Annotated in this window: 6 protein-coding genes; 3 read left to right on the forward strand and 3 right to left on the reverse strand. The window is 70.3% G+C overall.

What is annotated here, in order from left to right:
• Window position 1 precedes the first annotated feature (1 nt).
• A complete protein-coding gene (locus MXD95_RS13650) occupies window positions 2–5,260 on the forward strand; it encodes a tetratricopeptide repeat protein (protein ID WP_250640980.1) in 5,259 nt (1,752 codons plus the stop codon).
• Window positions 5,257–6,663: a hypothetical protein gene (locus tag MXD95_RS13655; protein ID WP_250640981.1), complete on the forward strand. Its 1,407-nt coding sequence runs from the start codon at window positions 5,257–5,259 to the stop codon at window positions 6,661–6,663. The genes MXD95_RS13650 and MXD95_RS13655 overlap by 4 nt, the downstream gene beginning before the upstream one ends.
• A 15-nt stretch (window positions 6,664–6,678) precedes the next feature.
• Here the strand turns inward: MXD95_RS13655 and MXD95_RS13660 are convergent, their stop codons facing one another.
• Entirely contained in the window at window positions 6,679–8,481 is a 1,803-nt protein-coding gene (locus MXD95_RS13660; RefSeq protein WP_250640982.1) for an Hsp70 family protein, read from the reverse strand.
• Between the two features lie 218 nt (window positions 8,482–8,699).
• Here MXD95_RS13660 and MXD95_RS13665 point away from each other — a divergent pair, with 218 nt between their 5' ends.
• Window positions 8,700–11,798 (forward strand): zinc finger Ran-binding domain-containing protein, encoded by a 3,099-nt coding sequence (locus MXD95_RS13665; RefSeq protein ID WP_250640983.1) that lies wholly within the window; start codon window positions 8,700–8,702, stop codon window positions 11,796–11,798.
• Window positions 11,799–11,856: 58 nt separating this feature from the next.
• On the opposite strand, the gene MXD95_RS13670 is transcribed toward MXD95_RS13665, so the two are convergent.
• Together MXD95_RS13670 and MXD95_RS13675 are read right to left on the reverse strand one after the other, a co-directional pair.
• A complete protein-coding gene (locus MXD95_RS13670; protein ID WP_250640984.1) occupies window positions 11,857–12,075 on the reverse strand; it encodes a hypothetical protein in 219 nt (72 codons plus the stop codon).
• Between the two features lie 386 nt (window positions 12,076–12,461).
• A complete protein-coding gene (locus MXD95_RS13675) occupies window positions 12,462–13,628 on the reverse strand; it encodes a hypothetical protein (RefSeq protein WP_250640985.1) in 1,167 nt (388 codons plus the stop codon).
• Window positions 13,629–13,749 lie beyond the last annotated feature (121 nt).

A 13,749-nucleotide genomic window follows, 5' to 3' on the forward strand; every position in this document is an offset into this window, starting at 1 on the left:
CATGGCGACGCCACCCCAGGAGGTTCTCCGCCGGCTGCAGGACGGGGAGAGCCTGGCCGACATTCGGCGCGCCGACCTTCCGGTGGCCTGGGTGCCGATGCTGGAGGTCTGCGCGGTCGCGCGTGTCTTTGACGCGGATGTCTTCCACCAGGTCCTGGTCCCGGCAGCCGCCGCCCTGCGACCGAACGGTCGGGGTGAGGGTCTGCCCTCCCTGGATGACCTACGCCGACGTCAACTCGTGGCGGCTCGCCCCCGCTCGCCTGAGCGTTTCCGCATCGCTGAGGACGACCGGCGTCATTTTCTGCGCGCGTGGCAGAACCCCGCGCAGAACCTGGAACGGTCGCGGGCCCTGCGCCGGCTGGCCCAGCAGCTCGCGTCGCGCTCCGACGGCCAGGACCAGATCTTCTATGACATCCTGGCGGACCCGGCCGAGGCGGTGCGCCGATTCACCGACACGTTCGCGCGCGCCCACCGGCTGCGGGATTTTCCGGGTATGCAGGACCTGCTGGATCTCGTGGGCGACCCGGATTATCTCGCCCTCGCCGGCAGCGACCTGACTGCCGCCGTCCTGGACCGGACCGCCTTCCTGCGCACCCAGCGCCACTGGTCCGACGACTACCGTCGATCGGCACAGTATTTTCCGCACTTTCCGGAGCCGGAACTTGAGCGACGGGTCGCGGACCTCCTGGATCGGAAGGGGCCACGCACCTGGCAGATCCAAGGCCCGGGTGGCACCGGCAAGACCATTCTGATGCAGTGGCTCGTCGCCCGCCGCTGCGCGGAAGACGAGATTGACATTCCCTGCGCCCGGCTGGATCTCGACGCCCTCAACCCGGCCGTCCTGGGCCGCTATCCGTGGCTCGCGCTGCTCCTCATCGCGGAGCAGTTCGATCGCCGATGGCCACAGCCGGCGTTCGGCAAGCTGATGGACCAGCACGGCGAGCTTGTGGCGTTCACGGCCCGCCATGTCCCGAACCGGGCACATGCGCTCACCAGCGGCCCCCTGCTCACCGAGGAGCCGCCGCCCTCCGTGCGGGAGGACTTCGTGCGGTCGTTCAACGCGGCCGCTTACGGCCGCCCGGCTCTCGTGGTCGTGGACACCCTCGAGGAGCTTCTGGCCGGCGCCGGAAGCGAGGTGTCGAGGCTACTCGAACTACTCGCCGGGCTCCAGCATGACTGCCCCGACCTGCGGATCGTCCTGGCCGGCCGCGCCGATCTGCGCCGTCGTTCGGAGTCCACCGCGGCGATGAAGGCCTTCCCGCGACTGGAGACAATCCACCTTGAGGCCTTCTCCGACGAACGGGCCGCCGCTTATCTGACGGACGTCCGCGGACTGGAACGCGGCCCCTTGGTGGACAGGATCGTACGGCGCGCGAAAGGCCTGCCGTTCAACCTCGCGCTCTTCGCGGATCTGGCGGCGACGTCACCCGACCTCGGCCTCGACGCCGTCACCAGCGAGCAGAACCCGATCCTCGTCTATCTGCGCGAGCGAATTCTGCAGCGCATCGACGACAAGCCGGTACAGACTCTGCTGCGGTTCGGTGCCGTCCCCCGCCGGCTGAGCCTGCAGGATGCCACCACCGTCATGCGACCGGTACTCGCCGCCGCGCTGGGCCTGGGGCCGCAGGACCTGAGCGACGCCATGCTGACCGACGCCTGGCACCGGCTGCGCGCCTACATCGGGATCGAACCATGGGTGACGTTCGCTCCTGGCGACATTGACCGCATCATCTTCCACCCCAACGTCCGCGGCCCGATGCGGGAGCTCGTCTGGACCGAGCCCGGCTATCGTCAGCTACACCAGGATTTCGCCGCCTACTACGAACAGCAGGCGATCCAGGATCAGGGGCGCCGCCCGGAACATCTACGGGAGTCCCTTTACCATCGGTTTCAGCTTGGAGATCAGAACGCTCAGCGGATGTGGCACGAAGCGGTTCGCCGCTACCAGCTCGCGGCCGACCTCGACGCCCTCGCCCTGATCGCCGGGGACGTCCGCGGAGACGACTATCTTGAGGAGAATCCGGACGAGCCGGACGACCGCAACCATGGCCGCGGCGGTGCCCTGGACCCGGACGACCCGGTCAACAGAATCCCGCGGCGGCTACCGCCCGGCCCGACGGACCTCGTGGGTGAGCCCATCGTGACGCTCGAGGTCGTCGCCGAGTCGTGGCTCTACGAGGCCTTCGCGGCCGTGCGGCGCGCCCGGCGGGGCGAGATCGAACGGTGGTCGGACGCCCGCCTGGCCCTGGGCAGATTCGATGCGCTCGACCAGAAGATCGCGATGGCCCGACACCAGCGTGGCACCCGGTGGCTGGCTCAGCGGCGGGCCAGCAAACGAGGCCTCGCCGAGGTGGTCCGCGCCGCGCTGCTCAGCCATGACGGTCAGCCCGCCGATGGCGCGCAACGGGCCCGCCGCGCACTGCGGTCCACGCACGACCCGCTGGACCGGGTCGAACTGCTGGACACACTCGGCGCATGTGAGACCGCGGCCGCCGAATGGACCCGCGCGGAGGCCGCCTATAGCCGCGCCCTGGACGCGTGCGAGAAACTGTTGCCCGAGCACCACGCCGCCGAACCGGTGGCGCCAGCCGAATTCCTGCCCACGTCCGACTGGCGGCCCCGGGCTGCCGAGATCAGGCTCGCGTTGTCCTCGGTCTACGAGGCGATGGGACGGTTCGACACCGCCGTCACATGCTGTGAGCAGGCACACGAGCAGGCCAAGGCCGGCGGGCCCCGCCGCCGGATCATGGTGGAGCTGAGCCTGGCCAGGCTCCGACTACGTCGCTGGGAGCCGAGTCTGGCCGCGACCATCGCCAGATCGGCCGAGCAGGACGGCGCTTCCTCGAACGCGCAGAAGGCGCAGGCAGCGCAGCTGCGGGCCCGCGCCGAGTATCTGCTGGGCCACGCCAGTGACGCGCTCGCCTCGCTTGATCGCGCTGACCGGCACGCCAGCGGAATCAGCGAGGATTCCGAACGGTGCCGGAATCTCGCTGAAAGCCGTCAGCTTCGTGGGGTCGTCCAGGGTGAACTCCTACGTCTCGGCGACGCTGCCGACAGTTTCGAGCAGGCATCCGCGCTGTGGAACCAGCTCGGCTTCTCCGCCGGGCATCCGGAATGGCGGATGTTGTACGCCACCTTCCTCCTGCGCGATGTCGGTGATGCCAGACAGGCGACCCAGCTACTCAGTGGCGTCACCAGCCCCGACCGGCCGAATGACCCGACCAGCGAGATCGAGGTGCGGACCTGGCTGCTCGCCGGCCAGGCCGAGGCCGACGCGGGCAACAGTCAGGTCGCGCTGGTGACACGCGCCGACCGGTTCTCCGCGGAGAGCAAGACCGCTCCCTATCTGGCCGCGCTCGCCGCCGCCCGGACGGTCGCCATCACCCAGACCACCGCCGTGATCCTGGTCTCGCGCCTGGGAGAAATCCTGCCCCGGCTGCAGCCGGCGTCCGCCTGGGGAGTGGCGCTCAACGAACTGGCCGCCTGTTCCAGCCCCCCCACCACCTCAGGCCCGGAGTGGCGCCAGCTCCTGCGGACCCTGCAGGCCCAGTCCGGCCTCGACGACAGTCGCCTGGAGGCTGGTGATGCCAACCAGGACCAGGCGCTCCGCTCCGCGTTGCTGGCCCAGGTCCGCTGGCTCGCCGGGGAGCGTCGCGATGTGGCGGGCGCCCTCGACCATGCCCTCACCGTCCTGGCCGGAGCCGGCGACGCGACCCTAGCCCGGTGGCGCTGGCTGCGAGCACGGGCGCTGGTAGGCACCGCCGCACCCGGCCAGCCGCCGTCAGCGCCGATCCTGCGCCATCCACACACCGAACCGTTGCTGCACGAGAGCCTGGGCAGTCCCCTGCTGCGTGCCTCCGCGATGGGCCTGGTCGCGGATGCCGCGCGCGCGCAGCAGGAGCCTGGCTACGCCCGGCTCCTGCTGCTGAAAGCCGTCGAACTGCAGAACCGCGAACGCCTGCCGTCCCGCTGGGCGGCCGAGAACCTCGACCGCCTGGCTCGCGACGACGGCCCGCGGCCCGGCACCGTGGCCGGACAGGCGCGAGGCCTATATGCCCGGCTCGGCCGGCCTGCCCACACGCCACAGGTGCGGGTACTCGCGGACCGGGAAGGGGAGCAGCCCCTTCATCTGACCAGCCCGCCCGGCGGCCACCTGAGCGGCGTTGACATTCTGGATCGCGAACAGCTGCACCGCCTGCTGTCGGACCAGCCAGAGGAGGCCGTCCGAGCGGCGCTGCGGGCGCGCCTCAAGGGCTGGGGGCCGCGGCGCGGCGACGCGGGCAGGTTCGCACGGCTGGAATCGGACGATCCCATGGTGCACATGGTTCCCTGGGAACTCGCGGCCACGGACCGGTTCCCGGCCCTCTACCGGTCCCTTCCCGGCTGCGGCGCCCTGCTCGATGTGCGCTGGCTGCAGACCGTGCTCAACGCGGCCACGGACGTCGGGCAGCGGGCGTCGACCGGTGGCCCGGTCGCCAGGCTGGTGGTCGACGGCGTGGCCGGAGCGCACACGCAGGAGGCGCTGGCCCGGCTCATCCCTGGCTACCAGCCGGGCGACACCCTCGTCAGTACCGCGGCTCGGGCCGAGCTGGACCGGCTCGACCGGGCGCGCGGTCGCCACCGCCCCGCGGACGTCGTCGTCATCCGCCCGCCGGCGGAGGTGGAACTGGCGACCGCCCGGGGCCATTGGACCTCCGGCTACGACATCACGGCCGGCTACCAGCAGGGCGGCCTGCGGGTGCATACTCCGGACGCACTCGAGGTACGCCGCGCGGGGCCACCGATCCGCGACGCTGCCATCCTGCATCTCAACGCCCGGCTGCGCATCGCCGGCGATCTACCCTATCTCGACCTGGCGGGGGACGGTCGCCGCGTCCGGCTCCAGACGCAGTCACCCGGCAGCGAGCTGCGGGCCCGGGACGTGGTGGCCCTGCTGCGGTCCTTCCCGTCCGGAGAGGAACCGATCCTCGTCCTGGACCCACCCTTTCCCGGCAGCGAAACGGAAATACCCTGGCAGCTGCTCCTGCGTAACTTGTTCGCCGCCCAGGTCTTCCAGGAAGCGGCGACGCCTGCGATCATCGCGTCCGGCCTCGGTCGCCGTACCGGCATAACCCTGGTCAGGGAGCTGAGCCGTGGTCTGACCAGTCAGGAGTCGTTGCTGACCATCATTGATCGAGTCCGGCGCGCGGAGCCCGACGACACCGTCGCCGGTCGGTCGACCGCGCTGTTCGCCGCCCCCTCGGCCATCAGTCCGCCATGACCGCGGCCGGCGCGCGGCCGTCCGGCCCGGCCGACCGGCAGGCGATCGAGGCGGCGAGCCAGCTTGCCGGTCTGCGCCATGAGCTTGACGCCTGGATGACCAGCGCTGCGTCGCGCGGCCCGCTGGAAAAGCACCACAGCCAAGTCCGCAGCCTTGTCACCACGTTACGTGACTACGCCGACGCCGCCGAGGCGGCCCTGTCCGCGCCGGCTTCGGGTTACCCGCTGCGCGACGTCATTCTCGACATGCACCACATCTGGGACTTCTTCCGCGGCAAGTTGTTGCAACGCATGGTGCCATGGCACCGCGACTTCCTCGACGCCGCCGACGAGATGGCCTGGGCGTGTTACCACCCGGCTCGGGCCGCGGGCCAGGCCGTCCCGCAGCCGGCCGGTGGCGGGATCGGTGACGACGACAACGGCGGCTCGCCTCCGCTGTGTTTCCTGAGCCGCACCGCCGCTCCCCTGGCCGTGCCTCGCGGCGAGCCGCTGCGCCCGTTGCTGTCGGACCGGGCCGGCCTGCACACCGTTCGGGGAGCGGCCGCGGCGGGCGAGCTCCCGTTCCCGATGGTCGGGCTGCCGTGGAGCCAGACCGAACACATCCCCGCTCTGGTCCTGCTGGCCCACGAAGCCGGCCATCATCTCCACAGCGAGCTGGGGCTCGCCGACGAACTGGCCACCACCCTGGCCGCCGCCGGCCTGGCGGAGCGGTGGCCACGATCCTGGCAGATGGAGTCGTTCGCGGACGTGTGCGGCGTGCTTGCCTGCGGTGAGGCCTACGTCGGGCTCCTGCTCGACGAACTGGCCGTCCTCGCCGGCCGATCCGCGGGGGCCGCCCAGGCCGGGAACTATCCGCCGATGCGCCGACGGGGCCTGCTGTGCCTCGCGGCGCTGGAGCTCACCGGCTTCCCGGCGCGTGCCGCCCTCCTGCGGGCCGAGTGGCTGGTTCGCACGCACGCCCTCACCGCATGCGGCGGCGACGCGCCGGGCCGGGCGCCTGACCCGGCGGCCGAGACTGACGATGCCCATCGGGTGGCGGGCCTCCTGCTGCGGACACCCCTTGCTCGGTTGGGCGGCCCGCCGCGGGAGGTCCTCGCCAACCCGGAGCTGGCGCGGCTGTCCGAGGCCGCACAGTTTCTGCTGGCACGTATGTCCAGCGGCACGAGAGATGTCCGGTCCGTCGTGGCCGCCGCGGGCCTGGCCTTTCTCCGCGACCCGCGCGGTTACGCCCTGGTCGGTGTGCACCGGCAGGCGCTGCGGGAGATCATCGGCCTCAGACCGCCTGGCGTCCGCGCCGACCAGGGCGAGCCGGCCGGGTCCCCGGCGACAGGCCAGGGGCGGCGCCGGGCCAGCGGCCGAGACCTGTTCGCGCGGGTGGCCGCCCAGTACCCGCCTTCCCGGTGACCGACCCGCTGGTCGCTACTGGATGTGCAGGGCGGCAAGCCGCTCGCGCGCCGCCACGATCGCCGCGGGCGACATGTGCGCCGCTCGGATGACCCTGCATGCGTTGGTTGCCCCGCCCGCCAGGTCACGGCCTGTGACGTACAGGCGGCCGTCCCGGGCCAGGTTGAACTCCACCTCCACTGCCGACCTGGCCGGTAGCCCGCGGGACATCGTGAGGGTGAGCGTGGTGAGCGGGCTGCTCACGGCGGACCGGTCAACCCGCTTGTCCCGGACGCTGTTCTCCACGATCTGGATGTCGACCTCCCTCTGGTCATCGACAACGGTGTAGAAGGTCTGCGTCCTGGTCGCCGGCAGGGTTTCCTGGGCCAGGATCAGGTTCCAGACCTCCGCCACGGCCGGCGCGCCTGGCCCGGCTCCGGCCGACAGCGCCTGGCTCGACCCGCCGTTGGCGGCACCGGGACCGTCCAGGGTAGCGATGATCCCATAGCTGTGGCTGGTGACGTCCGTGATGACCAGACCGCCAAGCCGTTCGACCATTGCCGGCGCGAGACCGAGCTCCCGGGCCACCGGAACGCAGGCTGACCGCAGAACATCGCGCGGAACCGGCAGGTAATCGGCCCCATCGGGAGCCTCGCCACGCGGTACGCGGCCCGACGGAGCTGGTACGCCACCGCCCTGGGCGCGGGCCCAGGCCCACAGCCGGCGGTCGACGGTCAGTTTCAGTCCGTAGATCGCCGCGCCCTTGGCCACTGCCAGTTCGGGTTCGCCCAATCGCGGGGTGAGTCCGAACCTGCGCCGCAGCCCCTTGGCGACCTGCGGCATCCGGCTTGAGCCGCCGACCAGCAGGAGATGGTCGATGTCCACGCAGCCGCGCTCGCGGCCGATGTCCACCAGCGTGGCAACCCGGTCGAAGGTGCGTTCCAGCAGGTCATGGGTCAGCTCGTCAAACCGCGTCCGGTCGAGGGTGATGTCGGCGGACAGGCCCTGCTGGGTAACCCGCACGCACGCGGAGGACCGGGTCGACAGGGCGTGTTTCAGCTGCTCTGCCTGCCGCCACAGCGCTGCCCGCTCGTGGACGTCGTCGAGGGGGTCCACCGGGCAGCCGGTCAGCTGCCGAAAACGGTCCGCAAGATAGTCGACAATCCGCAGGTCCCAATCGCGCCCACCGAGCCGACGGATGCCTTCCGCGGAAATTACCGTCACCGCGCCAGCCGAAATCCTCACCAGAGTTGCGTCAAACGTTCCTCCGCCCAGGTCGTAGACCAGGAAAACCTGGTCGCGAGGATCCGCGATCACCTGCGGAAGCACCGCCGCCAGTGGTTCACTGATGATCTCCACGGATCGCAGACCAGCGATCATTCCGGCGTCAACGGTGGCCGCCCGAGCGGCCTCCCCGAATCGTTCCGGACAGGCGATGACCACCTCCCTGACCTGGTCACCACTATCGCGGCCATGATCATTGAGCAGGGCGCGTAGGATGATCGCGGCGATCTCGGTCGGCGTATATGCCTTGCCATCGATGCGATACTTCCAGTCCGGGTCGGCCATGTGCCTTTTTGCTGTCGCGACGGCCCGGGCCGGCTCGTTGCGCTCGCGCTGGGGGGCGGTCGGGCCGACGTGGACCTGCCCGTCCTTGCCGAAGAGCACGACCGAGGAAGTCAACCGCGATCCGGCCGCGCCGGCGGAGACGACCGCGTCTCCGGTCTCCCGGTCCACCCAGGACAGGCAGGAGAAGGTCGTGCCCAGATCAACCCCGTGGATCTCACTCGATTCCCACTGGGCGGAGCTCCGCCCGCCAGCACCGTCGTTCACAGCCATCATTCCGATCCCCATCAGATGCGGCGTGGTCCCACCGGTCCAGAACCCATGCGGCGTAGGGTACTCACACCAGTAGCGGTGGAGTGCTGGAGCAACGGACGGCCGCCGCGCCGTCTTGCGCTCTGGTGATGACGCGCGAACGGGCTGGGGGGCACGCTGCAGTCGGGTTGTTGAATGTACATCGCCGTGTCCTGATGATTCGGGGGGACGCCACAGACATGCCGCAGGATGCCCATGAGCCGAGCCAGAGCGAGCCGGGCCCGGACTTTTTTTCGATCCTGGGCCTAGACCCAGAAGAGGAGCATGCCGAGACCGTACTCCGCGCTGCGCTCAACCAGTCGCACCACCAGTGGCAGCACGACCTGGACACCCTTCCGGAAGATCATCCTGGCTACCGGGCCGCGCACCGTCACCTGGGCCTTCTTCCGGAGATCGAACAGGTGATGCTGGGGGATCCCGTCGCCCGCGGCCGCGAGGCGCAGCGGGCCGTCGCGCTACGTGAGCAGGCCGCGATCGAAGCGGCTGCCCAGGCCAGGCGCAGCGTGCAGCTGCTGCTCGCCAAGGGCTACCTTCTCGACCAGGAAGCCGAGATGCTCACCCGGCGATACGGCCCGGCCCTCGCCGGCCTGGCGGAGGTGCTCACCGCGGCGGATCGCCGCGGTGAGCAGGCGGAGCCGCAGGCGCCGGTTCGCTGGGCGCCCCGGCACTATCAGCGGCTGCACGCGGAGCTCGCCGAGATCGGCCATGACTCGCTGTACGCACTGCTTGGCCGGACCGACCCCGGCCTCGGCCCGGACAGCCCACTCGAGGCGCTGGCCGAGGCCGCGCGGGCGCTACGCGACAGCCCGCGGTCGGCTGGCGCCGCAGACCCGCGGACCACCCTCGTCGCCCGACTCGCCGGCGAGGCTGCCGAGGCCTTTGCCACGGCGGACACCCGGGCGGCCTACGACACCTCCCGCGACCTCGCCGAGCTCGACCGGATTGCCCTGCGTTACATGGAGGATCTGTCCGCCGCAAGGCGGGTGAGCCTGTGCCAGGCGGAGCTGTTCCTGCGCGAAGCCGCGGAGGCCGGGTATGCCGACCCGTTGGCCCGTGCGGTACTGGCGGATCACACGAGGTCGCGTGGCTGGCCGATCTCGCTGCCGCTCACACCGGCCGAGCGGGCCGTCTCCGGCCGGACGCCCTGCCCCGGCTGCGGGGTCGACAACGAGGCGCGGGCGTCCCGCTGTACCCAGTGCGACGTCCTTCTAGCCTGGCCCTGTCCACTCTGTTCGAGCACCGTGCGCGGCGAGCCGGCCTGTGCGCAGTGCGGTTTCCCGGTCGGCGACCAACCCCGGGTCGCCCGGCTGCTCGACGAGGCGGATGCCCGGCTACGCGCGAAGGACCCTGCGGGCGCCCGAGCGCGGGTCGACGCCGCCCGCGCGCTGTGGCCGTTGGATCCCGCCGCCGACGATCCGACCGTTCGGCGCATCGTGGTGTGCACCAAGCTGGTCGAGACGGCGCAGGCCGAGGCGGAGCAGACATCCGCCACGGTGACCGAGCTCGTGGCGGCCCGACGGTTCGTCGCCGCCCGCGACCTGCTGCAGCACGCCGAACACCAGGTCCCTGACTGGGCTGCCCAGCTCGCCCGGGTCAATGCCGAGATCAGGCGAGCCGACCAGCGTCTGGCCCGGGCGCAGCGGGCCAAGCCGGCCCAGCAGGAGAACCTGCTGGGAAAGTTGCTGGCGGACTGCGTCGACCATCCCGAGGCCAAGGCCGCCCTACGGATGCTGCCAGCGTTGCCGGCAGCATCCGTACGCCTGCGGCGGCAGGGCCGCACGGTACAGCTGAGCTGGGAACCTTCCCCGACTGCGAAGGTGAGGTACGTCGTGATGCGTCGGGTGGGGTCACGCCCACCACACACGACGCTGGACGGCTTCCGCGTGGGGGCGACCCGGCAGACGACGCTCGTGGACGGCCGGCCACCCGAAGGCGTTCCGCTGTGGTACACGATCTTCGTGGAGCGGTTGAGCCACCAGCCCGTCCAGGAGCCGGTCGGTTCCCCCATGGACGAGCCCGTCCTGATCGACGGAGAAATCCTGATCACCAGGATGGGAGTCGCTTCCCGCACCGTGAGCCTCATGTGGCAGCCTCCGTCCGGGGCAACCGAGATCGTCGCCGAGCGATGGCCGGCGGGTACCGAGTCGGACGGGCGCGACACCGGTCGCCCCGGCGAGCCGGTCCCCGCGTCCTTCAGCGGCCTCGAGGAGACCGACCTGCGCGACGGCGTGGCCTACACCTACCGGATCCGGGCCGGCTACCACGACGCGCGGGGCAGGACCTCGCACTCCGCCGGCGTCGAGGTAACACTCACGCCGCAGCGACGCCCCGTCCTGCCCGCGCCGCCGCGGACCGGGCTGCGGCCGAGCTCGGGCACGTCGAGGCTCAACGAGCTGATCCTCGACTGGGATCAGCCGGACCGGGGATCGATCCTGCTCATGTACCAGAACGCCGAGGACGTAACGGTGCTGTCCGTAGGCGAGGTCGTCGACCCGACCCGCCTCGCCGTCCGAGGCCAGGAGATCCGCGGCGACGGCCGGCATTACCAGCACGTCCTGCCCAGGCAGGGCGGCAGGCCGGGGCCGCACTACTACTTCCCCGTTCTCCTACGAAACGACGTCGGGTTTGTTGGCACTCCACGGCGCTATGCCGCCCTCCCCCCGGTCACCGGCGTGCGGGCACAGGGAATCGGCCAGCGGCTTCGCCTGCGCTGGGACTGGCCGCCGGGCTGCTCGGAGGTGCTGATCTGCGCGGGAACCGGGGACGTGCCGCCGCACCCCGACGCCGAGCCCGCGCAGGACAGCCACTGCCGTTTCGTGACCGAGCAGGCGTACCGATTGGCCGGCTTCGAGGACATCAACTTCGGGCTATCCGCGCTCGGGCAGCGCGTGACCGCGGCGATCCATGCCGTCAGCCGCCACGACGGACAGCCGTTCACCAGCGTCGGCACCGTGGTGGACGCTCTCCTGCAGGTGGATCTCGGCTACACCATTGTCCCGGACCACATCGGCCGCTGGCCTCGTCGGCGACCCGCCAACAGACTGACCCTCAAGGTCAACGTCCCGCACCTCCTGCCCCGACTCCTGGTCGTCCGCGGGTACGGTGGGCCGCCCATCAGCCGGGAGGACGGCACGCCGGTACAACAACTGAGGGAGGGAAGGGTCGATTCCACCTGGGAAACGGTGCTCAGTTCGGACGCACCGCCGGACCATCTGGGCGTCTTTCCGCTGGACTATCCGGACACCGTCGTCGTTCGGCGCCTGACGGACGACGGCTGACGGACGACGGCGCCGCCCCGGCTCACCTGCTCACTACCTGGCTGCGCCGGCACTGCGCCTACGCGAAAAAGTAGATCCGCACCCTGATCTGGTTCCACCCATCTCCGCCCCAGAATCGGTCAAATCCCGCCGCCGAACCGAACTGTTCCCTGATTGGGTACAGGACGGCCTCGTTGAACCTCCCGGCCAGGTCGATCGCCCGCGTCACCTTTTCCACCGGCGCGGCCGCAAAGGTCAGCACCACCCCGGCGTGCCGACGTGGCGCCAGCGTCTCCATCTGCCGGCGGACCTCCTGCCTGGCACCGGCGATCGTATCCGGATCCGCGGCGCCAAGTTTGTCATAGTCGACAGTGATGGCGAATGTGATGGGCTGCGCGACGAGCTGCGACGATTTCGCCGGCGGCTCTGTGGGCGACCCGGTCGGTCCGGTCGGTTCCGACGTGGGCGGTGTTGGCGTACCTGGCACCGGATTCTGCGGCCCCAGCGTCCGGTGCCCGGGGTCGGGTGGCCCGTTCCGGCCTGACGAGGGGGCCGTCAGACCCTCACCCGACACGTTCACAACAAGAAACATCGCGGCAAGAGCCAGCATGAGGTCGGCAAACAGCCAGCCCGAACCGAAGAAGAATCCCGCTCCGCCGCGCCGTGGGGAGCGTCGACGATAGGTCAAGGCGACCTCCAGAACACCATCCGACCTCTGCGAGTCCCCCGTGGTGCCGCCGACTCGGCACCGTTCGACGCCTGCTCCGACGCGCTCGTGAATTCGTACGCCGCCGCCCGCAGCCGCTCGTTCGCCGCATCCAACTGCGTCCGGGTTTCCAGCAGGGAATTCGTCAACTGCTCCAACAACCGGTCGATGGTGGCTGGAAAACTTCGGCCGAGATCGTTGAGACTTGTATCAGTCGCGGCCATGAGGTTGGCAGAAGTCGTGACCTTGCCCACAAGGTCACGCTGCGAACGGTCGATCGTCTCCAGATAGGCGCCGATCGAGCCCGTGACCTCCTGCTGCACGCCTGCGTACTGCGCCATCTCGGCGGTGGCCGAGCCGATCTGCTCGACCGCGCCCACGAACTCCGTCAGTTTCTCCCGGTACTGCTGGGAATCGTGGTTGTAGCCCTCGATGCTGGTGGTCAGCTGGTGCACCATCGGCGCCAGCTCAGCGTCGACAAAACGGCGTTCCTCCTCGATCGCGCTCTGCAGAGCCTCCCCTGCCCGGTCGAGCGTCGCCTCGACCATCTGCCGGCTCTCGCTTTTTAGGGTATCGAGGAAGCTGTCCGACTGGTCGGACAGCTCGGAAAGAAACTTCTCCCGGTCCTGCTCGGCGCGATTCAGGATGTCTGCCAGGTCACCTACACGCCGGCCAGCCACATCGACGATTTCTTGGGCCTCCGTAGCCCACTCGCGCGCATCCAGCGGCGCCCGGGAGCGGGACAGTTCAACCGCAGCCGCCAACGGCGCCATCGCCTCGTCGAACCGCACGACCACGTCGTCGTAGTCCTCGTCGGCGCGCTTCGCCGCCTTTTCGAGCATCCAGATGGACGCCAGAATCAACACGATGATACCCGCATCGCACCAGGCCATCTCGGTGAAGGTAAGAACGAACCTGCCACCGAAGCGGTGCTCCCACTGGAGCATGAAAGGCGAATCCCCCTGGTCCGGGTCCTGGCTGGCCCGGTGACTGTAGAAAAAAGTGGCCCAGCCCAACCAGAACCAGGTGAACATCAACGGAAGCAGGGCCGCGAGACTGCGCAGCAACTCGTACCGCCGGACCCGGCCGTTGACGCAGTCCTCGGCCTCCTGCAGCGTTCGCTCGGGCGCGATCAGCCGCTCCACGGCGCTGAAAGGAAGCTCCCCCACAACATCGTCGAGACGGGCCAGCCGTGGGGGGGGGGGGGGGGGGGGGGGGGGGGGGGGGGGGGGGGGGGGGGGGGGGGGGGGGGGGGGGGGGGGGGGG

Origin of the sequence: Frankia sp. AiPa1 (genome assembly GCF_023243075.1) — a bacterium.
GTDB lineage: Bacteria > Actinomycetota > Actinomycetes > Frankiales > Frankiaceae > Frankia.